We start from the raw sequence: 19,907 nt of genomic DNA, 5'->3' as shown, positions 1-19,907 counted from the left end.
TTCCCCCATATAATAAAAGGCGTATACATCGTGCGGCGGCTGGATGCTGCACGGGCGCTTCTGCGCCGAAGGGGAGAAGGAAGAATGGACATCAAGGACATGCGCGCCTTTTATGCGATCGTGGAGGAGGGCAACATCAGCCACGCCGCAGGGCGGCTTGCCGTGGCGCAGCCCGCGCTGTCGAGACAGATGAAGCGGCTAGAGAGCGCGCTCGGTGTGAAGCTTTTCGAGCGCGGCAGCCGCCGCATCCGGCTGACGGAGGCGGGGCGCGTGCTCAAGGAGCGCGTCGAGCAGATTCTAGGCCTCGTCGACGGCACGGTGCGCGAGATCCAGGACGTGGGCGAAGGCACAGCGGGCGAGGTGCGTATCGGCACGATCACAAGCTCGGGCGCGAATCTCGTGCCGGGGCTTCTGGCGGCGTTCCACAAGACGCATCCGCGCGTGACCTTCCAGATCTTCGAGGCCGAGGGCGCACGCGTCCTCGACATGCTCGACAATCGGCTCATCGAGATCGCCGTCACGCGCACGGAGGTCGAGCGCGAGAGCTACGAGTCCATCGTGCTCGCGAACGAACCGCTCGCGGCGATGATGAACCGCACGGCGTCTTGCGGTGCGGCCGAAGATTTCGTGCGGCTCGCAGAGCTTGCCGAGCAGTCGATCATCATCCCGCTTCGCTGGCAGGGCATCTTTCTTACTGCCTGCCGCAAGGCAGGTTTCGAGCCGCGCATCCTGTGCCTGAGCGACAGCATCGTACAGGATGTCCTGGCGGCGAAGGCGGGACTCGGCGCGGCGATCCTGCCGCAGTCGGCGAAGAGTCTTCTGACGGATGAAGCGATGGTCTGCAAGCGGATCGTCGAGCCGGAGATCTTGACGCACACGGTGATCGCGTGGAAGCGCGATCGACCGCTTTCAGCGGCGGCGGCAAGCTTTTTGTCGCTCCTTCGCGAGCGGCTTCTATAGGAGGCGTATTTTTTTCGTGCTTCCTGTAAGCCGCCGAGAGTGATGATAGGAAGCGTCCGCACGCAAGATGTGCGGGGCGCAGTGAAGAACAGGAGGATACAGCATGGCGAGAGCAGCAAAGGCCGTGAAGGCAGCGAAGAGTGCAGCGACGGAGACGGTGAGCGCAGCGGAGACGGCAGAAGCGGCGAAGAAGATCATGATCGTCGAGGACGAGAGGCGCATCGCACGCTTTCTGCAGATGGAGCTGGAGCACGAGGGCTTCGAGACGGAGTCCGAGGAGAACGGACGCCGCGCCTACGAGCGCATCGTGCAGGAGCAGTACGATCTCGTGCTCCTCGACATCATGCTGCCCGATATGGACGGTCTTGAGGTCTGCCGCCGCGTGCGCGAGATCAGCGACGTGCCGATCATCATGCTGACGGCGAAGGACGATGTCGAGGACAAGGTCAACGGACTCGACATCGGCGCGGACGACTACATAACGAAGCCGTTCGCCATTCAGGAACTTCTGGCGCGCGTGCGCGCGGCGATCCGCGTGCACAAGGCGAACGAGGCGGGCAACCGCGACGAGCGCGTGCTCGCCGTCAAGGATCTCGTGCTCTATCCGGGGCGCTACGAGGTGCGCGTCAAGGGCGATCTCGTCGAGCTGACGAAGAAGGAGTATTCGCTTCTCGAATACATGCTGCGCAACAAGCCCAATGTCCTCACGCGCGACCAGATCCTGCAGGAGGTCTGGGGCTACGACTACGTAGGCGACACGAACGTGGTCGACGTCTACATCCGCTATCTGCGTGCGAAGATTGATGAGCGTTTCGACGACAAGTACATCTACACGGTGCGGGGCGTCGGCTATGCGATCAAGGGCTAGGCGGCTCTGGCGTGCACTTTCCCGCCTGCGCTCCTCGCGCCACATGCGCATATCGACGTGGCTGACGCTCGTCTATGCGGCTGTGCTCGTCTTCGTGCTCGTGTTCACGAGCATCGTTTCCGCCATCGGCATCTATTATTCCCTCTACCATCAGGCGGAGATCGAGCTTACACGTTCGCAGGAGCATGTGCTCTCCGCAATCGAGCACGGTACGGAGATTTTTAATGAAACGGCGCCCGATATGCGCCATCGCTATCCGCTCGCCTTCGCCGTCTACGAGGACGACCTCTTAATGCCCGGCGTCGTGCTGCGCGTGACAGAGGGCGCGGACGGCCCCGTCGTCTACGAGTCGGATACGCACTATCCGTCCATCAGTCTCGTCGAGGCGCACATCGACCAGCATCCACCGCTTTGGGCGAATTCGGCGATGTACGTTTCGACCATCGGCAACACGCACATCTATTACCACAAGATCATCATCAATCAGAGCGGGCACACCTATGTGCTTCACTTCTTCCGCACGATCACGGCGGAGCGCCACTTCCTCACGACCTTGCAGAAGGTGCTGACCATCACGAATCTCGCGGGCATCGTTCTGGCGCTCGCCGCCGGCTACTTCATCAGCTGCCGCATCCTGCGGCCGATCCGCACGATGACGCAGGCGGCGCGCTCCCTCGAGGTCACGGACCTCGGGCGGCGCATCGCCGTGCCGCCTGTCAAAGACGAGCTTGCCGAGCTTGCTGAGACGTTCAACCACATGCTTGAGCGCATACAGGCGGGATTCGAGCAGCAGCGGCGCTTCGTATCCGACGCCTCGCACGAGCTGCGGACGCCCGTGACGGTCATCCGCGGCTATTCGGATATGCTGAGCCGCTGGGGTGCAAGCGACCCCGAGACGCTCGAAGAGGGACTGAGCGCCATACACTCGGAAGCCGAGGACATGCAGGGACTGATCGAGAAGCTCCTGTTCCTCGCACGCGCCGATCAGAAGCGGCTTGCCATGCACAAGGAGCGACTGGAGCTCGCGCCCCTGGTCGAGGATGTCGTGAAGAAGATGGCGCTCATCGCGACGCGGCACGAGGTCGAGCTTCTCGCAAACGAGCCGGGCGCGATCTATGCCGATCCGCTGCTCATCAAGCACATGATGCGCATCATCCTCGAAAACAGCATGAAGTATACGCCCAAGGGCGGCCGCATCACGATCGAGCTGCGCCGCGGCGCGGGCGAGATGGTTCTGACGCTTGCCGACAACGGCATCGGCATTGCGAAGGAGCATCAGGACAAGGTGTTCGAGCGCTTCTATCGCGTCGATTCCGCGCGGACGCGCGGCAAGGATGCGCCGGGCGGTACGGGACTCGGACTTTCGATCGCGCGCTGGATTGCCGAGCAGCATGCGATCGGCATTGGGCTGGAGAGCGATCTCGGCAAGGGCACGAAGTTCATCCTCCATGTGCCGTGCGTGGAGTGAGCGCAGGAGCTGCCCAAGGGCGGAAATCGCGGAAGCGTGAAGGAGGCTGGAATCTTGCAGGCAAAGGGAAAGCTCCTCGTCTTGGAGGCGGGCGACGGCTCAGGCAAGGCGACGCAGACGAAGATGCTCAGGGAAAGGCTCGTCGCCGAAGGCCGCTGCGTGCGGCAGGTCGAGTTTCCCGACTACGCTTCGCCGTCGTCGGCGCTCGTGCGCATGTACCTCGGCGGCGATTTCGGCGAACGTGCGTCCGAAGTCAATGCCTACGCCGCATCTGCCTTCTTTGCCGTCGACCGCTACGCTTCGTTTCAGACAAAATGGCGTGCGGATCTTGAGGCGGGCGCGATCGTCCTCGCCGACCGCTACACGACGGCGAACATGGTGCATCAGGCCGTGAAGCTTGAGGAGGCGGCTGAGCGCGAGGCTTTCCTTGCGTGGCTTGAGGATTTCGAGTACGGAAAGCTCGCGCTGCCGCGCCCCGATCTCGTCCTCTTTCTCGACATGGATCCTGCCGTGAGCCGCCGCCTCATCGCGGCGCGCGCGGCGGCAAGCGGCGCGGCACGGGACATCCACGAGCGCGACGAGGGTTACCTCGTGCGCTGCCATCGGGCGTCGGTCAATCTTGCCGCGCGCTGCGGCTGGCAGCGCGTCCGCTGCAGCGAGGCGGGCGAGCCGCTTTCGCGCGAGGCGGTGCATGAAAAAATTTACGAAGCGGTGCGGCGCATCCTGTGAGGAATATACGCATAAGCGTACAATCGTGCGCCGCCCGCAAAACCGCCCTTGTGGAAGGCGGAATATGATTTGCAGTGAACGAGGGCTGTGCATAAGTCGAAGCGGGCTTATGCACAGCCCCTTTGTGGAAGGGAAAGATATGCTGAAAGAAGTTCTTGTTGTGGAAGGAAAGATGGACGTCGTCGCCGTCCGCAAGGCGATAGACGCCGACTGCATCGTGACGGGCGGCTTCTCGCTGGGCAGGCGTGCGCTCGCCGACATCGAGGCGGCGTACAAGAGGCGCGGCATCATCATCCTCACCGATCCCGATTCTGCGGGCGAGCGCATAAGGCGCTTTCTCGCGAAGAGATTCCCCGAGGCGGGTCATGCCTTCATCCCGAAGGAGGAGGCGACAGCCAAGGGCGACATCGGAGTCGAGCAGGCCTCGCCCGATTCGATTCGCCGCGCACTCGCCAAGGTGCGCACCTGTACGATCGCGCCGCGCGAAGTCTTCACGAGCCGAGATCTCATCCTCGCGGGGCTTTCGGGCGGCGAGGATGCGAGTCGGCGGCGCGCGCGGCTTGGCGCGCGGCTCGGCGTCGGCTGGGCGAACGCGCGTACATTCTGCAAGCGCCTCAACAGCTACGGCGTGACGCGTGAGGAGTTCGAGGCGGCGCTGACGTCATTGGAGGACGGCAATGAAACGGCTGCCGTACGGAACGCGGAAGACGGCGCTGAAACGGCTGCCGTGCGAAATGACGAGCCGAAAGCAGCCGCGAAAGGAGGCGCATTATGATCGCTCCCGAGATTGCCAGCCCCGCCGTCACGCGCCATATTCTGAAGGCTTTCGGCCTTCGCGCCTCGAAGCGGCTCGGGCAGAACTTCCTCGTCGACGGCTCTGTCGTCAAGGACATCGTGGCGGCGGCGGAAATTGAAGAAGGCGACCGCGTCTTGGAGATCGGCCCGGGCATCGGCACGCTGACGCAGGGGCTTCTCGAAGCCGGCGCACACGTCACCGCCGTCGAACTTGACAAGAAGCTGCCCGCCGTCCTCGCCGAGACGCTCGCCGCCTACGATCATCTGCGCATCGTGCCCGGCGACATCTTGAAGACGGACATCCGCGCCCTCATGGAAAATCAGCCGTTCAAGGTCGCGGCGAATCTGCCCTACTACATCACGACGCCGATTCTCCTCGCGCTCCTTGAGCAGCATCTGCCCATCACGCACATCGTGACCATGGTGCAGAAGGAAGTGGCGGAGCGCATGATTGCCGCGCCCGGCTCGAAGATCTACGGTGCGCTCTCCGTCGCCGTGCAGTACCATACGGAGCCGCGCATCGTGCGCGAGGTCGCGCCGCGCTCCTTCATTCCTGCGCCCGAGGTCGCCTCCTCCGTCATCGCGTGCAAAAAGCGTGGGAAACCGCCGGTAGAGGTAACCGACGAGCGCATGTTCTTCCGCGTCGCGCGCGCCTCCTTCGGCCAGAGGCGCAAGACACTCGCCAACGCGCTCCTCGGCACGGGAGCGTCGAAGGACGCCGTGCGCCGTGCGCTGGACGCGGCCGCGATCGACGAGAAAAGGCGCGGTGAGACGCTGAGCCTTGCCGAATTCGCGCGCCTTGCCGACGCCTTTTCTGCCATGCAAACGGAGGGAGAACGATGATATTCGACAGCCACATGCACACGGAAGTCTCCGCTGACTCCGCGATGAAGGCCGAGGTCGCACTCGAAAGAGCCGCAAAGCTCGGCATCGGCGCGGTATTCACCGAGCATGAGGACATGGACTTTCCGGGCGAGAAAGACTTCACCTTTTCGCCCGAAGACTACTGGAAGAAGTACGAGGCGCTTCGCGGCAAGGGAGAGCGGCTTCGACTCGGCGTTGAACTCGGCATGCAGGAAGACCTTGCCGAAAAGAACCGCGCCTTCCTCCTTCGAGCGCCCTTCGATCAGGTCATCGGCTCGATTCACACGCTGCTGGGCTTCGACCTCTACTATGAAGCCCTCTACGAGGGGCGCGAAAAGGACGAGGTCTACCGGCTCTACCTCAAAACGATGGCGCACTGCGTGCGCTCGCACGGCGAGTTCATCGACATCCTCGCGCACATCGACTATATTGCGCGCTATGCCGCCTACCTTGATACGGAACTGACCTATGCGGCCTACGGCGAAGAAATCGACGAGGTGCTCAAAGCGCTCATTGAGACGGACACCGTGCTTGAGCTGAACACGCGCCGCTTCGACGCGCCGCAGGGCAAGTCGTCGCTCGTGCCGATCTTCCGTCGCTACCGCGAGATGGGCGGGCGCGAGGTGACGCTCGGCTCGGATGCGCACAATGCGGCCGCGATCGGCTTCGCCTTTCGTGAAGCGCACGAGATGGCAGAATCTCTCGGGCTTCGTGTCGTAACTTTTTTTGCCCGCAGGAAGGAATATTGCTGAACCTTAGCGAATTTTAAGAGGAGAGTTGACCGATGGAGGATGGAAGTAGACGTGAATGAAAATTTATTTCAAAAAATGCTTGACAGCCGCCGTATGTTGTGATATTCTTTATTCATCAGCTAACAAATAATAATTATTCGCTAGGAGTGATTGAAAATGTCGTTAATCAACAAGGAAATCGGAGATTTTGCTGTACAGGCTTACCAGAATGAGGCCTTCCGCACGGTGACGAAGGCGGATGTGCTCGGCAAGTGGAGCGTATTCTTCTTCTATCCGGCAGACTTCACGTTCGTTTGCCCGACGGAGCTTGAAGACTTGGAGAACAACTACGCGAAGTTCAAGGAAGCGGACTGCGAGGTCTATTCCGTCTCGTGCGACACGCACTTCGTGCACAAGGCATGGCATGACCATTCCGAGCGCATCAAGAAGATCACCTACCCGATGCTCGCCGATCCGACGCACGTCCTTGCGCGTGACTTTGATGTACTTATCGAGGACGCCGGCCTTTCCGAGCGCGGCACGTTCATCGTGAACCCCGAGGGCAAGATCGTCGCCTACGAGGTGAACGCGGGCAATGTCGGCCGCAACGCGGACGAGCTTCTGAGAAAGCTTCAGGCCTGCAAGTTCGTCGCGGAGCATGGCGACGAGGTTTGCCCGGCGAAGTGGCAGCCCGGCGCTGAGACGCTGAAGCCGACGCTCGACCTCGTGGGAGCGCTCTGAGATGGCGGCGGAAAAAAACGAGCTTTATGATGCAGTAGTGATCGGCGGCGGCCCTGCGGGGCTGACCGCCGCGCTTTACTTGGCAAGAGCCTGCTGCCGTGTGCTCGTGGTGGAGAAGGAGACTTTTGGCGGTCAGATCGCTCTGACGGCGGAGGTCGTGAACTATCCGGGCAGCGACCCTACGAGCGGCGCTGACCTCACGGCGAAGATGCACCGTCAGGCGGAAGGCTTCGGCGCGGAGTTCCTGCTCGCCGAAGTCAATTCGCTCGAAAAGAAGGGCGATACTTGGCATGTGCATACGAGCCGCGGCGACTATGAAACTTTTACCGTGCTGCTCGCGACGGGCGCACATCCGCGCCAGATCGGCTTTGCGGGCGAGAAGGAATTTCGCGGGCACGGCGTCGCCTACTGCGCGACGTGCGACGGCGAGTTCTTCACGGGCAAGGATGTCTTCGTCATCGGCGGCGGCTTCGCAGCGGCGGAGGAGAGCGTCTTCCTCACGAAGTATGCGAAGCATGTGACGATCCTCGTGCGCGAGGAGGATTTCACATGTGCTCCCGCCACGGCGCAGCCCGCACGCGACAATGAGAAAATTTCGATTCACTTCCAGTCGGAGGTCGAGTCGGTCGAGGGAGACGCCCTGCCGCGCAAGCTCACATGGAAGAACCTCGCGACGGGCGAGCGAACGGTGTTTACACCCGAAGGCGGAGATTCCTTCGGGGTGTTCGTGTTCGCGGGCTACCAGCCGTCGACCGATCTCGTCAAGGGACTGGCGGAGCTTGACGAGCATGGCTACATCGTGACCGACCGCCAGCAGCGGACGACGGTCGAAGGGCTCTATGCGGCGGGCGACGTCTGCATCAAGCCGCTCAGGCAGGTCGTGACGGCGACGGGCGACGGTGCTCTCGCCGCGACCGAGATGGAAAAGTACGCCATGAAGATGGAAGAAAAGACGGGGCGGAAGACGAACCACAAGGTGTGCCGCGCCGCGCAGCACACGGCGAAGGATACGGGGAAGGACACGGGGAAGGGAGCGGCGACGGCCTCGACGAGCGGCCCCTTCACGGCCGATATGAAGAAGCAGCTCATGACGGTCTTTGATCGCATGGAGCGTCCTCTGCACCTTGAGGTCGCGCTGAGTGACGATCCGCGCTCCAGCGAGCTTCTCGACTTCATGACGCAGCTCGCAGAGATGACGGACAAGCTGTCCGTCGAGATCACAGGCGGCATGGGCGTGCCGAACGTGCGCATCTACAATGCGGACGGCAGCTGGGCGGGACTCGCCTTCCACGGCGTCCCGGGCGGGCACGAGTTCACGAGCTTCGTGCTCGGTCTCTACAACGCTTCGAGCGCCGGACAGAAGGTCGCCGACGAGGATCTCGCGCGCATTGAGAAAATCAAGGAAGATCACCATATCACCATCATGGTAAGCCTCTCGTGCACGATGTGCCCTGAGCTCGTCACGAGCGCTCAGCGCATCGCGACGCTCAACCCGCATGTCAAGACGGATGTCTACGACTTGAGCCTCTTCCCCGAGATCAAGGAGCAGTACAACATCATGAGCGTGCCGTGCTTCTTCATCGACGACGACGCGAAATTCCACTTCGGCAAGAAGAACATCTCACAGCTCCTCGACCTGCTCGAACAGGAAGAAGCGAACGCATGAATTGACAAAGTGTTTGAAGCTTTGCTATAATGAGCGTAGAAAGTATCCCGCTGACCGATATGCGGTATATAAGTGGTCGGGTGGAAGTAGTTACGCATAAAAAAGCCGCAGCCGACGCAAAATTGCGTGGACTGCGGCTTTTTTTGCTCATTTCCTAGAACACATACTTCCTCTTCTGCGGCTTGAGCTCTCCGTAGCGCAGGCGGTCGAGATCCCAGATCGATCCCATGACCTTTTCCATCGGGGCGTCGGCCTCGACAGAGAAGACGGGAGCGACGTCCTCTTCGGGGAATACGAGGAAGGAGGCGACCTCCTCGCCGTTTTGGAAGAAGATCTCGATGGCCGTGCGGTCGATGAAGATGTTCATGGCGAGCGAGTGATAGGTGTAGAGCTTGAAGCTTCGCACGCCGCGGCCGCCGAGCTTCATTCCCTCGCGGCTGATCTCGACGATGTCCGTCTCGCGATTGTAGCTGACCTTCACTTTTTCCCTGCCGTAGCGAAGCTCGATCTTGATGCGCTGGGCGACGCCCAAGACGATGTTCATGAGGATTTCCGAACAGTAGGCAAGCTCCGTCTTGAGGGACGGCACGGCGCGTCCCGAAAGCTCGCGTGCGCTTCTCGCTACGCGAAGCGCCTTGAGTTCGGGCGCGGGTCTTGAGAAGATCTTGCCCTGCTTGAGCGTCAGGACGCGCGGCAGGGTCAAGGTGTGCATCCAGCCGTGCTTTCCCGTCGGATAGTCCTCGTCCTTGTGCGGCATGCTCAGCCAGCCGAAGAGCAGCGCACGCCCCTCGTGCACGCCCACATGCGGCGCGAAGAAGTCGAAGCCGCGGTCGAGCTCGTGGAATTTGCCGTGAATCATCTCGCGTCCCGCAAGAGACAGATGCCCCACGATGTAGCCCGACTGGAAGAGGTTCTGCCAGTCGAACTCGCGATCAGAGAGACCGCGCGGCGAGAAGAAGAGCACGTCGTGCTTGCCGAAGGAGAGGAGTGCCGGGCATTCCCAGACTTTGCCGAAGAAGCCGAGCTGCGTCTTCAGCTCGCCGGCAAAGTGGAAGAGTCCCTTCTCCTCGCGATAGAGCAGAAGGCAGCCGCGTGCGTCGTCTGCGGGCGCCGCCTGTGCGCCGAGGAGCGCGTAGGCGTGGCTGTCGCGCACGAAGAAGTGCGGCCCCTGGAAGAGGTCGGTATATCCTTCGGGCTGCTCCTTGATGAGCACCATGTCCTTGCGGATGACGCCTTCTTTTGTCATCGTGCCGAGAATCTGGCGGTTCGCACGCTTTCCTTCTTCCTCGCGTCTGCCCGTGTAGAGGACGCGCAAGTTTCCGCCGTTGATGAAGGCGCAGCCGGAGCCGCAGCCGCCCTTATCGTTGTCGTCCGTCGGCCACAGGACGAGCTTCGGATCGGTCCAGTAGACGAAATCGCGCGTCTTGAATTCGACCCAGCCCTTGTTCTTGTCTTCAGTCGAAAAGGGATTCCACTGGCAGAAGAGATGGTACTCGCCCTGGAAGAAAACGAGTCCCTTCACACTGCCTGTGAAGCCGAAGGGCAGTTCCAGATGAAAGCGGTTGCGCCAGCGGTGACCCGCGTGGTGCAGCTCATCCTGCAAGCGAGAGTCAAGTTCCTTCTTGTCGTATTCCATCGTGTCCTCCTAGGTCTATTGCATGCGTGAGAGATTGCCGAACTTCGTAAACTGTTTGAGGAACGTGAGATCGACGGTGTCGACGGGGCCGTTCCTGTGCTTGGCGATGATGACTTCCGTGATGTTCTTGTTCTCCGTTTCGGGATCGTAGTAGTCCTCGCGGTAGAGGAACATGACGATGTCGGCGTCCTGCTCCAAAGAGCCGGATTCGCGCAGGTCGGAGAGCATCGGACGCTTGATCTGGCGCGACTCGACGCTTCTCGAAAGCTGCGAGAGCGCGATGACGGGCACGTTCAGCTCACGCGCGAGCGCCTTCAAGGAGCGCGAGATCTCCGAGATCTCCTGCTGGCGGTTGTCGCCGCTCTTATTCCCCCGCCCCTGCATGAGCTGCAGATAGTCGATGACGATGAGCGAAAGCCCGTGCTCGGCCTTCAGGCGGCGCGCTTTCGAGCGCAGTTCCATGACGGTGATGCCCGGCGTGTCGTCGATGTAGAGCGGTGCGGCGGAAAGGCGGTTCGCCGTGTCGATGAGGTCGCCCCACTCCTTTTCCTCAAGCTCGCCGACGCGCAGGCGCTGCGAATCGATGCGCCCTTCCGAGCACAGGAGACGCTGCACGAGCTGCTCCTTGCTCATTTCCAGGGAAAAGAAGGCGACGGGCTCTTTCGCGCGCAGTACGACGTGCGCCGCGATGTTGAGCGTGAATGCCGTCTTGCCCATCGAGGGGCGTGCGGCGACGAGGATGAGGTCGGATTTCTGCAGCCCCGCTGTCAGATGGTCAAGCTCCGTGAAGCCTGTCGGCAGTCCCGTGATGCTGCCCTTGTTGTTGTAGCGCAGATCGATTTGCTCCAGGGTGTCGAGAAGAATGTCCTGCAGCGGCACGAAGTCCTTGCTGCGCTTTCCCGAAGAGACAGCTAGGATGCGCTTTTCCGCGCTGTCCATGATGTCCTCGACTTCGTCGGCGCTCTCATAGGCGGCACCCGCGATCTCCGTCGCGGCGTTGATCAGCGAGCGAAGCTGCGCTTTCTCATGCACGATGCGCGCGTGGTAATGCACGTTCGCCGCCGTCGGCACGGAGTTCGCGATCAGGGACAGCGCGGGGATGCCGCCGATCTTCGCGAGCTTGTCTGCCTTCTTTAGCTGCTCGGTCAAGGTCACGAGGTCGACAGGCTCCGTGCGCTCCTTGAGTTCCATCATGGCCTCGAAGATCAGCCGATGTGTCTCGCGATAGAAGTCGTCCGCCGACAGTTCTTCGGCGGCGGTCGTCACGGCGTCGGGCTTTAAGAGCATTGCGCCGAGAACGGCCTGCTCGGCCTCGATGCTTGCGGGCGGCATGCGATCCATTTCAGACGGCCTCCTTTGGCTTTTCGAGCGATGATTCAGCGAAGTTTTCCGCGTCGATCGTCGCGTTGTCGGCGCGGCCTTTTTCGCTGTTCTGCGGCTTTTCGAGTTTCAGCCGCAGCGGCTCGCCGTCCGCCTCGGGCGCAAAGAGCACGGCGAAGGCTTCCTCCGCCGTCTCGACGGCGTGGATGTCAAGCCCCAAGTGCCCCTCGGGGATGTCCTTGTCGTTCTCCTTCGGGATGACGAGCGTCCGGATTCCCGCCTGCTTTGCGCCGTACGCCTTTTCAAAGACGCCTCCGACGGGGCGCACGCGTCCGGCGAGCGAGATTTCGCCCGTGACCGCGACGTCCTGCCTGAGCGGCTTCTCCGTCACGGCGCTGACGAGCGCCGCGAGGATCGCCGTGCCCGCGCTCGGGCCGTCGATGTTGCCGCCGCCGATGACGTTGATGTGCACGTCGTAGTCGTGGATGCTCTTGCCCGTCAGATGGCGCAGCACGGAGGCCGCGTTGAATACGGAGTCCTTCGCCATGCTGCCCGCCGTCTCGTTGAAGCGCACCTGTCCCTTGCCCTTTTCCTCGGCGGGGAAGACGACGGCCTCGATCTCGATGACAGAGCCTAGGAATCCCGCGACGCCGAGTCCGAAGACGTGCCCGACCTCGGGTTTCTTCGAAGCCTTCTTCGTCACGAACTGGTAGAGGCGGCTGACCTGTGCGACCTCGTAGATGTCGCCCTTGGAGATCTTGACGTCTTCGCCTTCTTTCGTGCGCGAGAGCGCGAGGCTGTAGGCGTCGGCGAGGATGTTGATCGCCTTGCGGCCTTCCGTCGTATACTCGCTGATGAGGCGCACGACTTCCTCTGCGACCTCGACTTTGAGCTTCTTCGCCGCATTCTGCACGATCTCCTCGATGTGCTTGGGCGTCAGAGGCTCGAAGTAGATTTCCGCGCAGCGCGAGCGAAGCGCGGGGTTGACGTGCGAGGCGTCGCGCGTCGTCGCGCCGATGAGCACGAAGTCGGCCGGTGCGCCCTCCTCGAAGAGCTTCCGAATGTAGGGCGGCACCTTCTCGTCCGTATGGTCGTAGTAGGCGGACTCGAAGAAGGCGCGCTTGTCTTCGAGCACCTTCAGGAGCTTGTTCTGCAGCATTTCGTCCATCTCGCCGATCTCGTCGATGAAGAGGATGCCGCCGTGCGCTTCGGTGACCATGCCGGGCTTTGGCTCGGGGATGCCGCCGTCGGCGAGGTCGCGGCGCGCGCCCTGATAGATCGGGTCGTGCACCGAGCCTAAGAGCGGGTTCGTCATGTCGCGCGAATCCCAGCGCAGCGTCGTGCCGTCCGTCTCGACGAAGGGCGCGTTCTCGGCAAAAGGCGAGTGCGCCTCCTTCTTGACGGCTTCGAGGACGATGCGCGCCGCCGTCGTCTTGCCGACGCCCGGAGGCCCGTAGAGCAGGAGGTGCTGCGGGTAGGGCGAGGCGAGCTTCGAAGCGAGCGCCTTGACGGCACGCTCTTGGCCGACGACCTCTTCGAGCGTCTTGGGGCGCAGAAGCTCCATGACGGACTGCGTGAGATGAACCTTTTCGAGCGCTTCGAGTTCCTCGCGCTTCTTCGCAGCCTGCGGCGACTCGATCGCGCTCTTCTCGTCCTTCAAGACCTGCATGCGGATGTCCTGCACATAGTCCTGATGGTTCTCTTCAAGCTTTTCTTGGATCTTCTGCTCGATCTTGTCCTCCATGCTGCGCCGCGCCATGATGTCGGCGATGCGCTCGGAAAGTTCGACGAGGATGGCGGGGATCTCCGACTCCGTCGGCACGCGCTCGATCGTCGGGTTCTCGTAAACGATGCGCTCAAGCGCAAGAACGCGCTCGCCGCGAACGGGCGAGCGCATGAGGCGCATGGCGTCCATCTTGCCCGCCTTGATGACGAGCCTGTCCGATCCCGCCTCGTCGGCGAGAATCGAATAGAGCGCGTCGATCTCGCGGTCGAGGCGCTCTGCCGCCGCGTCGGCCTGAGGTTCAGGCGCGGGCGCTGCGGGGCTTGAGAAAAGACGCTTGAAAAATTTCAGCATGATACCTCTTTCCTCTTCATTCGGCGACGACGAGAACGCGGATCGTGCTCTGGATCTCGGGATGCACCTTGATCACTGCCTCGTACTCGCCCGCGCCCGTGACCTCGCTCTTCAGCGAAATCTTGCGGCGGTCGACGTCGATGCCGTGCTCCTTGGCGAGCGCGTCGGCGACGTCTTTTCCCGTGACCGAGCCGAAGAGCTTGCCGCCTTCACCGATGCGCACGGCGACCTTGACGCTGACCTTTTCGAGCTGCGCGGCCAGAAGACGCGCTTCGTCGGTCGCCTGCTGCTTCTTCCTTGCGGCGGAATTCGCCTTCTGCTTCGCCGTCTCAAGGTTCGCTGCCGTCGCTTCGACGGCGAGCTTCTTGGGCAGCAGGAAGTTCCTGCCGTAGCCTTCCGAAACCTCGACGATGTCACCCTTGCTTCCGACCTTCTTGACGTCCTGCTGCAATATCACTTTCATCTTTATCATTCTCCTCTATATGTTTCTCACTGATGGCGATGGCGCGTTCCTCGATCGAGGCGAGCGGCTCGCCCTTGACCTGTGCGCCCGCGACGTTCTGATGACCGCCGCCGCCGAAGCTTTCCATGATGACCTGCATGTTCAGCTCGCCCGTCGAGCGGGCGCTGATGCCGACGGTGTTAGCGTCGAGCTGGAAGAAGACGAGGCTCATGCGCACGCCCTCGATGCGAAGGAGTGCGTCTGCAACCTGGCCTGCGATCGCCTGCACATTCGGGATGGCGGCAGGGAATCGTGCCGTGATGAGTCCGCCGGGGAAAAGACGCGCTCCCGCTTTCGCCGTCGACAGCGCCTTTTCTGTATCGAAGTCCGCGCGGAAAAGGTGACGCACGACGACGGGATCCGCGCCGCCTCGCCGAAGGTACGCCGCCGCCTCGAAGGTGCGGATGCCCGTCTGCACGGTAAAGTTCTTCGTATCGACGACGATGCCCGAATAGAGCGCCGTCGCCGCGAGGCGCGAGAGCACGAGGTCGTCGTTGAAGTACATCAAAAGCTCTGTCACAAGCTCGCTCGTCGAGCTCGATGCCGGCTCGATGTAGACGAGCAGCGGCGACTTGATGAAGCTCTCGCCCGAGCGGCGATGGTGGTCGATGACGATGACCTGCGCGATGCGCTCTAGGAGCACAGGCGCGGCGACGAGGTGCGGGATGTGCGTGTCGACGACGAAGAGCACGGGATTCAAGGAATCGATTGTCTCCAAGTCCTCGGCACGAACGAGCAGGCCTTCGTATTCGGGCGCGTCCCGCAAAAGATCGGTGAGCTTGTCGATGCCATCGTTCATATCGCTCAAGACGATATGAACGGGCTTCTTGAGTTCGTGCGCCATCTTTGCCACGCCGATCGCTGCGCCGAAGCAGTCGAAGTCCTCGTTGTGATGTCCCATGATGAAGACTTCGTCAGCATTCTCCATGATCTCGCGCACGGCATGGGCGACGACGCGCGCCTTGACGCGCGTATGCTTCTCGACCGCCTTCGCCTTGCCGCCGAAGAACTGGTTCTTGCCGCCCATGCGCACGGCGACTTGGTCGCCGCCGCGCCCGAGCGCGAGGTCGAGTCCCGCCTGCGCTTCTCGGCCAAGCTCTTCCATCGACTGCTCTTCCGCGACGGCAAGCCCCATGGAAAGCGTCAGCGGCAGGCGGTTCGTGCTCTGCAGGGTGCGCACGCGGTCGAGGATGTCGAAGTGCTCCTCGATCGCGCGGTCGAGGGATTTTCGCTCCAGTACGGCGACGTAGAGATCATCGCTCACACGTCGCATGAAGCCGCCGAGTCCCTTGAGCCATTCGTCGAGACGGCGGTTCGCCTCGAAGAGCAGCGCCGTGCGCTCCGCCTCGGAAAGTCCCTGCATGACCTCGTCGAAATTGTCGATCTGGATGTAGGCGAGCACGGCGCGGCTGTTCTTGAAGAAGATGCGCATCTCCTCGTATTCCGTCCAGTCCTCTACATAGAGCGCCATGAGACCCTGGATGTCGTCCGAGGTCACGATGGGGCGGTAGCGCACCTTGTAATAGTGCGCTTCATGGGCGAAGACATACTCGCCCGATGCGCCCCAGATTGGCTCTAAGATGATGCCCGGCCAGAAATCTTTGAGAGAAAGCCCCGGTTCGGGATTTTCCCCCAGATACTCCTTGGCGATGCTGTTCGTCCAAGCGATGCGCCCCTCGGGGTTGACGATGACAACTGCCTGCGGCAGACGCTCGATCGCGAAGTTCGTCACCTCGCTGACGTTGCGCACGACGTCGCGGCAGTAGGTGTCGAAAGCAAAGTGCCGTGCACGGCAGCGCTCGCGCGCGAAGAGCGCGACGAGCAGCCAGACGACGAAAGCGATCGAAGCTACATAAGTGTTGTAATAAGACAGCACCAAAACGAGTGCCAGCAAAGCGGCGAGATGGACGCAGGCATCCACCCACGCCGACAGATTTCGGGGCAAGAAAGCCACCTCCTATGAGATTGGAAAATGCCGCTGGGACGGCATCTCCTAGCGCCGACGGCTGAAGCGGCGGCGGTAGTCGAAGTACATATCGAAAAGCCCCGTAAAGGCGATGAGCTGCATGAGGAATGCGCTCAAAACGGCGAAGGCGACGATCGTCCAGCGCCAGAAGCGTCCGATCTTCCAGTGATCGGCCACATACCACAAGAGCGAAAAGCCCTGGATGAGACCTGCGAACGTCGCAATGATGTCGCCGTTGAGCGATGCCTCGTAAAGAAGCGGGATGTGGCGCGTGCCGCCCCAGTAAAGCCCCACGAGGGAAAAGCCGAAGAGGAAGAGAAAGTAGACGGAAAAGCGCCACTCGCGAAACGGCGGCAAGGACGGCATCTTCTGACCAATACGAGAGAACAGGACGCCTGCGGCGACGAAGTTCACGAGGACGGCGAGAGTCGACTCCACGACGAAGATCGTCGGCGCGATCAGAGAGACCGTCTCGACGAGCGAGGCGACCTGCTTCTCCAAAGCCTGCGTCTCGGCCGGGGTAAGGCTGCCGCTCGACCGCATGGCAGAGCCGAGCCCTTGGTACGACTCGCGCACAGCTTCGATAAAGGGCGCCAGAGGGTCAACGCCGAAGATGAGCGCTGCAAAGAGCAGCGAGACGAGCGTGCCCGAAAGCGAGATCACGAGCCCCCACTTGATGAGGCGCACCGCCTCCCATTTGCGGCGAAGGCCGAATCCTAGGAAGAACGCCAGCGGCACGACGAGAAAAAGCGTATGCAGTGCCCCCAGAGCGCCGAGCACGGCATAGTAGAAACCTGCCGCAAGGACGACGCCGGGCACGGCGTAGCCGTAGCCGTGGCGCACGATCAAGACGACCAGCGGCGCCGTCCAGCCTAGAAGAAAGACCACGCCCAAAACCGGCAGGAACGGTGCGGCAAGCGCAAAGAGAAACGCCATGATGAGGAGCGCCCAACGCTCCTGCCCCGGCGAGATCTGTCGCATCGTCATATTCCATCCTCTCTGAATCAAGCCGCCGCTCTTTTCAAGCTGCGGCTATTTTTGTCGCGATACCCTATTATAGCAGAAAAGGCGGCGATTGTTAAACATTATATATGGACGGCTCAATAGTGGCGAGAGTGAAGCTGCACCTGAGCAGCAAGAAAGTCGATTACCCACTTTTGCGAGGAACGTGACTTGAGGCAAAACCTGAGAACGGCTGGATGCCCGTATGATAACGCCCCTAGGGAGCGCTATTTCAATACGCTGAAGAACGAAGAACTTATCTTCGCGAGCGCCGAGATGAGTAGCCTTCCTGCCGTACCGTGGAATATTTTGCTTATACCACATACAATCATGTACGACCGCATTCTTATAACGGATATCGTACGCTATTTGAAGTGAGAAATTTGACATATGTTGATTGGATACTCGTGTTATAAAAAAACTTGATCACAACAGAAGCTGATGATTCAAGGAGAGCGAGCAGTGAATTTTGCAAGAACGCCTAGACGGCTTCTCTGCCTAGGCGCTCTTGTGTATCGGCAATGCTGCATGTAGTGCTCATCGCATGCTTGATGATATTGTTGCGATAATTAAAAACATCTAAAATAGATTTTTTTTAAGCAAGCAGGATTTTCGACATAAATGTAGTATGGAAATTATAGATAAAGGAAAGTCAAGCATATTCTTTTAACGAGGTGTTTTTTATGATATTGGCTGATACGGAGATAAGGAAATTGGTCAAAGAAAAGGCCATGATCGTACCTTTTGATGAAAAGAAATTGCAGGCGGTATCTTATGATATTTCGTCCAGTGACATTGTTATGGCGTATCAATCTTTAGATAAAGCTGTAGATTTGCGCAATAAGAAACAGATGGAGCTTGTTACCCGCAAGATAGACATCACGAAAGGCTATCATATCAAACCGAACGAATATCTGTTGGTAAAGACGAAAGAAAAATTTTTCATTCCCGCAAATATGACAGCTCATGTTCGCCCGCGTACGACGTTTAACCGGTTTGGTCTTGTGGTGTCTGATCAGCATATGAACCCGAACTTCAAAGGGTATTTGTATCTTGGCTTGTACAATGCTACCCCTAATATCATAGATATTTATCCTGATTTGGCAATTGCTCAGATGGTTTTTGAAGAAGTGACAGGGGATATTACGGAAACAAAATTATATGACCGTAAAAAGGCGGCGAAGTATCAGGATGAGGATGATTTTGTCACGCCTAGCCTAGATGATGATATATCAGACACTGAAAGAAAAAAAGTCGATGCTTTTATCAATGCGCTGGTAGGGAGATAGGATGTCGATACTGCACGATACCTTAAGAAAGTATATATCTACGCAAGATGGCGATGCTGAATTAAAAAGTCGGGCATTGAAACAATTGGAGGCCGAGATAATACAAGAGATTGTATCGTTGAAAGCGAATGAAATTGCAAAGGTTGCTGCAGATAGAGAGAAGAAAAGGTTGACTTCTGTACGCCGACAAGAGATGGTGAGGAAGTTGCAGGACGCACAGCGTGCGTTTTTTATCGTCGTTATACTTGGCCTGTTGGTGGGGATGGTCGGAAATCAATTTACAGAAATGATTAGTGCTCTTAAGAATAGCGCGGATGCATTCTGGATGGGGACGATAGGGGCGCTCGCTTTGCTCCTTGCCTCAGTATATGCTATATTCAGAAGTGAGTACTTTGCAATTGCAGATAAAATGTTGGAAAAAATTTTGAGGGAGACTAATGAGGAATGATTGATAGAGCCTTGCCGATGCATGGTGAAATATGGCGGCATTTCAAACAGAATGATTATCGAATTATCGCGATTGCGGAGCATACGGAGACAGACACGCGATTAGTCGTCTATCAAGCTTTGTACGGAGGGTATGGAATTTATGCCAGACCGTTGGAAATGTTCATGAGTGAAGTAGATCATGAGAAATATCCAACGGTAAAACAGAAATACAGGTTTGAGAAGATTGTGGCACAATAGGTCAGCATTGCTTATCAACTCGAAATTCCCATGCTTAAAGATTGTGATCAAGCATTTTTGTAAGAGGCGTAATCCAATAAGTTTATGCCGAACTCTGCGCGATATCGGGGACTGCGTGATGGAAAGAAGGAATCGTTCAAGGCAGAGCTCAAAGAAGCATTGCAGAACACCTGTCAGGAAAGTTCGGATGGTGTATGGGAGGTATTCCTTCCAGGAGATTAGGTCATTTGTTTCACCGAAACTCATCTAGCAGAGGTTCAGGCAATATTGTCTCTGCTCGAAGAGCATGGTGTGCCGAATGTAGATGCGTGAGCGCAAAACGCAACAAGAAGGGCGCCGTCGACGGACGGCGCCCTTCTTGTTGCGCTGCGTGGCGTCACATGCTATAATCGCCCCAGTGACTGGCGACAGTCGGTTCTCCTCCATGCGAGGAGGTGATGCGCGTGACGCTCTATGAAAAGCTGTCACTCCTGATTGCAGCGCTTGCGCTTGCAGTCGACATCACTTTTCATCTGCTTGATATGTAAGTAGAAAAAAGAACCGCAGCGCGGTTACGGCGGCTCCTCTTTCAAGAACTAAAAATTCAAGGGAGAGACCGACGCGACC

At 59.4% G+C, this 19,907-nt stretch carries 18 protein-coding genes; 12 read left to right on the top strand and 6 right to left on the bottom strand.

The genetic code is table 11. From position 1 onward, the window contains the following. The first annotated feature begins 84 nt into the window (after nucleotides 1-84). From SELSP_RS10525 to SELSP_RS10485, 9 genes are all read left to right on the top strand, one after another. Entirely contained in the window at nucleotides 85-960 is an 876-nt protein-coding gene (locus SELSP_RS10525) for a LysR family transcriptional regulator (RefSeq protein ID WP_006193937.1), read from the top strand. Between the two features lie 196 nt (nucleotides 961-1,156). After that, nucleotides 1,157-1,828 carry a response regulator transcription factor gene (locus SELSP_RS10520; RefSeq protein WP_037367929.1) on the top strand — a complete coding sequence of 224 codons (672 nt, stop codon included), beginning with the start codon at nucleotides 1,157-1,159 and terminating at the stop codon, nucleotides 1,826-1,828. Next, nucleotides 1,812-3,296: a sensor histidine kinase gene (locus SELSP_RS10515; RefSeq protein ID WP_456113436.1), complete on the top strand. Its 1,485-nt coding sequence runs from the start codon at nucleotides 1,812-1,814 to the stop codon at nucleotides 3,294-3,296. Before SELSP_RS10520 ends, SELSP_RS10515 begins: the two co-directional genes overlap by 17 nt. 54 nt (nucleotides 3,297-3,350) lie before the next feature. Next, nucleotides 3,351-4,025, top strand: a complete 675-nt coding sequence (locus tag SELSP_RS10510; RefSeq protein WP_013741026.1) for a dTMP kinase — start codon at nucleotides 3,351-3,353, stop codon at nucleotides 4,023-4,025. Nucleotides 4,026-4,164: 139 nt separating this feature from the next. Further along, nucleotides 4,165-4,800 (top strand): ribonuclease M5, encoded by a 636-nt coding sequence (rnmV, locus tag SELSP_RS10505; RefSeq protein WP_013741025.1) that lies wholly within the window; start codon nucleotides 4,165-4,167, stop codon nucleotides 4,798-4,800. Next, on the top strand, nucleotides 4,797-5,663 hold the full coding sequence (gene rsmA, locus SELSP_RS10500; RefSeq protein WP_006193942.1) for a 16S rRNA (adenine(1518)-N(6)/adenine(1519)-N(6))-dimethyltransferase RsmA: 867 nt from the start codon (nucleotides 4,797-4,799) through the stop codon (nucleotides 5,661-5,663). The genes rnmV and rsmA overlap by 4 nt, the downstream gene beginning before the upstream one ends. After that, nucleotides 5,660-6,436 (top strand): histidinol-phosphatase HisJ family protein, encoded by a 777-nt coding sequence (locus SELSP_RS10495; RefSeq protein WP_006193943.1) that lies wholly within the window; start codon nucleotides 5,660-5,662, stop codon nucleotides 6,434-6,436. Before rsmA ends, SELSP_RS10495 begins: the two co-directional genes overlap by 4 nt. Nucleotides 6,437-6,592: 156 nt before the next feature. Next, nucleotides 6,593-7,156 (top strand): alkyl hydroperoxide reductase subunit C, encoded by a 564-nt coding sequence (gene ahpC, locus SELSP_RS10490; RefSeq protein WP_006193944.1) that lies wholly within the window; start codon nucleotides 6,593-6,595, stop codon nucleotides 7,154-7,156. A gap of 1 nt (nucleotide 7,157) precedes the next feature. Next, on the top strand, nucleotides 7,158-8,822 hold the full coding sequence (locus SELSP_RS10485) for an FAD-dependent oxidoreductase (protein ID WP_006193945.1): 1,665 nt from the start codon (nucleotides 7,158-7,160) through the stop codon (nucleotides 8,820-8,822). A gap of 154 nt (nucleotides 8,823-8,976) precedes the next feature. Here SELSP_RS10485 and SELSP_RS10480 read toward each other — a convergent pair whose 3' ends face one another. The 6 genes from SELSP_RS10480 to SELSP_RS10455 are packed head-to-tail and all read right to left on the bottom strand — an operon-like array spanning nucleotide 8,977 to nucleotide 17,310. Beyond that, nucleotides 8,977-10,458, bottom strand: coding sequence for a glycoside hydrolase family 32 protein (locus tag SELSP_RS10480; protein WP_006193946.1), 1,482 nt, complete (start codon nucleotides 10,456-10,458; stop codon nucleotides 8,977-8,979). Between the two features lie 15 nt (nucleotides 10,459-10,473). Continuing rightward, the gene (gene dnaB / locus SELSP_RS10475) at nucleotides 10,474-11,799 is read right to left on the bottom strand and encodes a replicative DNA helicase (protein ID WP_006193947.1); all 1,326 of its coding nucleotides are present in this window, start codon (nucleotides 11,797-11,799) and stop codon (nucleotides 10,474-10,476) included. Between the two features lies 1 nt (nucleotide 11,800). Then, on the bottom strand, nucleotides 11,801-13,855 hold the full coding sequence (gene lonC / locus SELSP_RS10470; RefSeq protein WP_006193948.1) for a Lon family ATP-dependent protease: 2,055 nt from the start codon (nucleotides 13,853-13,855) through the stop codon (nucleotides 11,801-11,803). Nucleotides 13,856-13,871: 16 nt separating this feature from the next. Beyond that, the gene (gene rplI / locus SELSP_RS10465; protein ID WP_006193949.1) at nucleotides 13,872-14,318 is read right to left on the bottom strand and encodes a 50S ribosomal protein L9; all 447 of its coding nucleotides are present in this window, start codon (nucleotides 14,316-14,318) and stop codon (nucleotides 13,872-13,874) included. Then, the gene (locus tag SELSP_RS10460) at nucleotides 14,269-16,302 is read right to left on the bottom strand and encodes a DHH family phosphoesterase (protein WP_013741024.1); all 2,034 of its coding nucleotides are present in this window, start codon (nucleotides 16,300-16,302) and stop codon (nucleotides 14,269-14,271) included. The genes rplI and SELSP_RS10460 overlap by 50 nt, the downstream gene beginning before the upstream one ends. Before the next feature lie 48 nt (nucleotides 16,303-16,350). Then, nucleotides 16,351-17,310, bottom strand: coding sequence for a YybS family protein (locus SELSP_RS10455; protein WP_006193951.1), 960 nt, complete (start codon nucleotides 17,308-17,310; stop codon nucleotides 16,351-16,353). Between the two features lie 698 nt (nucleotides 17,311-18,008). Here SELSP_RS10455 and dcd point away from each other — a divergent pair. Genes dcd through SELSP_RS10435 form a run of 3 tightly spaced genes read left to right on the top strand, consistent with a single transcriptional unit; the run spans nucleotide 18,009 to nucleotide 19,301 of the window. After that, nucleotides 18,009-18,614, top strand: coding sequence for a dCTP deaminase (gene dcd, locus SELSP_RS10445; RefSeq protein WP_006193953.1), 606 nt, complete (start codon nucleotides 18,009-18,011; stop codon nucleotides 18,612-18,614). Between the two features lies 1 nt (nucleotide 18,615). Next, the gene (locus SELSP_RS10440; protein ID WP_006193954.1) at nucleotides 18,616-19,062 is read left to right on the top strand and encodes a hypothetical protein; all 447 of its coding nucleotides are present in this window, start codon (nucleotides 18,616-18,618) and stop codon (nucleotides 19,060-19,062) included. Then, nucleotides 19,059-19,301, top strand: a complete 243-nt coding sequence (locus SELSP_RS10435; RefSeq protein WP_006193955.1) for a DUF1653 domain-containing protein — start codon at nucleotides 19,059-19,061, stop codon at nucleotides 19,299-19,301. Before SELSP_RS10440 ends, SELSP_RS10435 begins: the two co-directional genes overlap by 4 nt. Nucleotides 19,302-19,907: the final 606 nt, after the last annotated feature.

The organism is Selenomonas sputigena ATCC 35185, from assembly GCF_000208405.1.
In the GTDB taxonomy this organism is placed as follows: Bacteria; Bacillota; Negativicutes; order Selenomonadales; family Selenomonadaceae; genus Selenomonas; species Selenomonas sputigena.
The sequence above is the reverse complement of the archived record's forward strand: the minus strand, read 5'-3'. Positions and strand labels throughout refer to the sequence as shown.

Excerpts from the sequence above, each read along its gene's own strand:
- SELSP_RS10525 (WP_006193937.1), top strand. The coding sequence starts at position 85 with ATGGACATCAAGGACATGCGCGCCTTTTATGCGATCGTGGAGGAGGGC.
- SELSP_RS10520 (WP_037367929.1), top strand. The coding sequence starts at position 1,157 with ATGATCGTCGAGGACGAGAGGCGCATCGCACGCTTTCTGCAGATGGAG.
- SELSP_RS10515 (WP_456113436.1), top strand. The coding sequence starts at position 1,812 with ATGCGATCAAGGGCTAGGCGGCTCTGGCGTGCACTTTCCCGCCTGCGC.
- rnmV (WP_013741025.1), top strand. The coding sequence starts at position 4,165 with ATGCTGAAAGAAGTTCTTGTTGTGGAAGGAAAGATGGACGTCGTCGCC.
- rsmA (WP_006193942.1), top strand. The coding sequence starts at position 4,797 with ATGATCGCTCCCGAGATTGCCAGCCCCGCCGTCACGCGCCATATTCTG.
- SELSP_RS10495 (WP_006193943.1), top strand. The coding sequence starts at position 5,660 with ATGATATTCGACAGCCACATGCACACGGAAGTCTCCGCTGACTCCGCG.
- ahpC (WP_006193944.1), top strand. The coding sequence starts at position 6,593 with ATGTCGTTAATCAACAAGGAAATCGGAGATTTTGCTGTACAGGCTTAC.
- SELSP_RS10485 (WP_006193945.1), top strand. The coding sequence starts at position 7,158 with ATGGCGGCGGAAAAAAACGAGCTTTATGATGCAGTAGTGATCGGCGGC.
- SELSP_RS10480 (WP_006193946.1), bottom strand. The coding sequence starts at position 10,458 with ATGGAATACGACAAGAAGGAACTTGACTCTCGCTTGCAGGATGAGCTG.
- dnaB (WP_006193947.1), bottom strand. The coding sequence starts at position 11,799 with ATGGATCGCATGCCGCCCGCAAGCATCGAGGCCGAGCAGGCCGTTCTC.
- lonC (WP_006193948.1), bottom strand. The coding sequence starts at position 13,855 with ATGCTGAAATTTTTCAAGCGTCTTTTCTCAAGCCCCGCAGCGCCCGCG.
- rplI (WP_006193949.1), bottom strand. The coding sequence starts at position 14,318 with ATGAAAGTGATATTGCAGCAGGACGTCAAGAAGGTCGGAAGCAAGGGT.
- SELSP_RS10455 (WP_006193951.1), bottom strand. The coding sequence starts at position 17,310 with ATGACGATGCGACAGATCTCGCCGGGGCAGGAGCGTTGGGCGCTCCTC.
- dcd (WP_006193953.1), top strand. The coding sequence starts at position 18,009 with ATGATATTGGCTGATACGGAGATAAGGAAATTGGTCAAAGAAAAGGCC.
- SELSP_RS10440 (WP_006193954.1), top strand. The coding sequence starts at position 18,616 with ATGTCGATACTGCACGATACCTTAAGAAAGTATATATCTACGCAAGAT.
- SELSP_RS10435 (WP_006193955.1), top strand. The coding sequence starts at position 19,059 with ATGATTGATAGAGCCTTGCCGATGCATGGTGAAATATGGCGGCATTTC.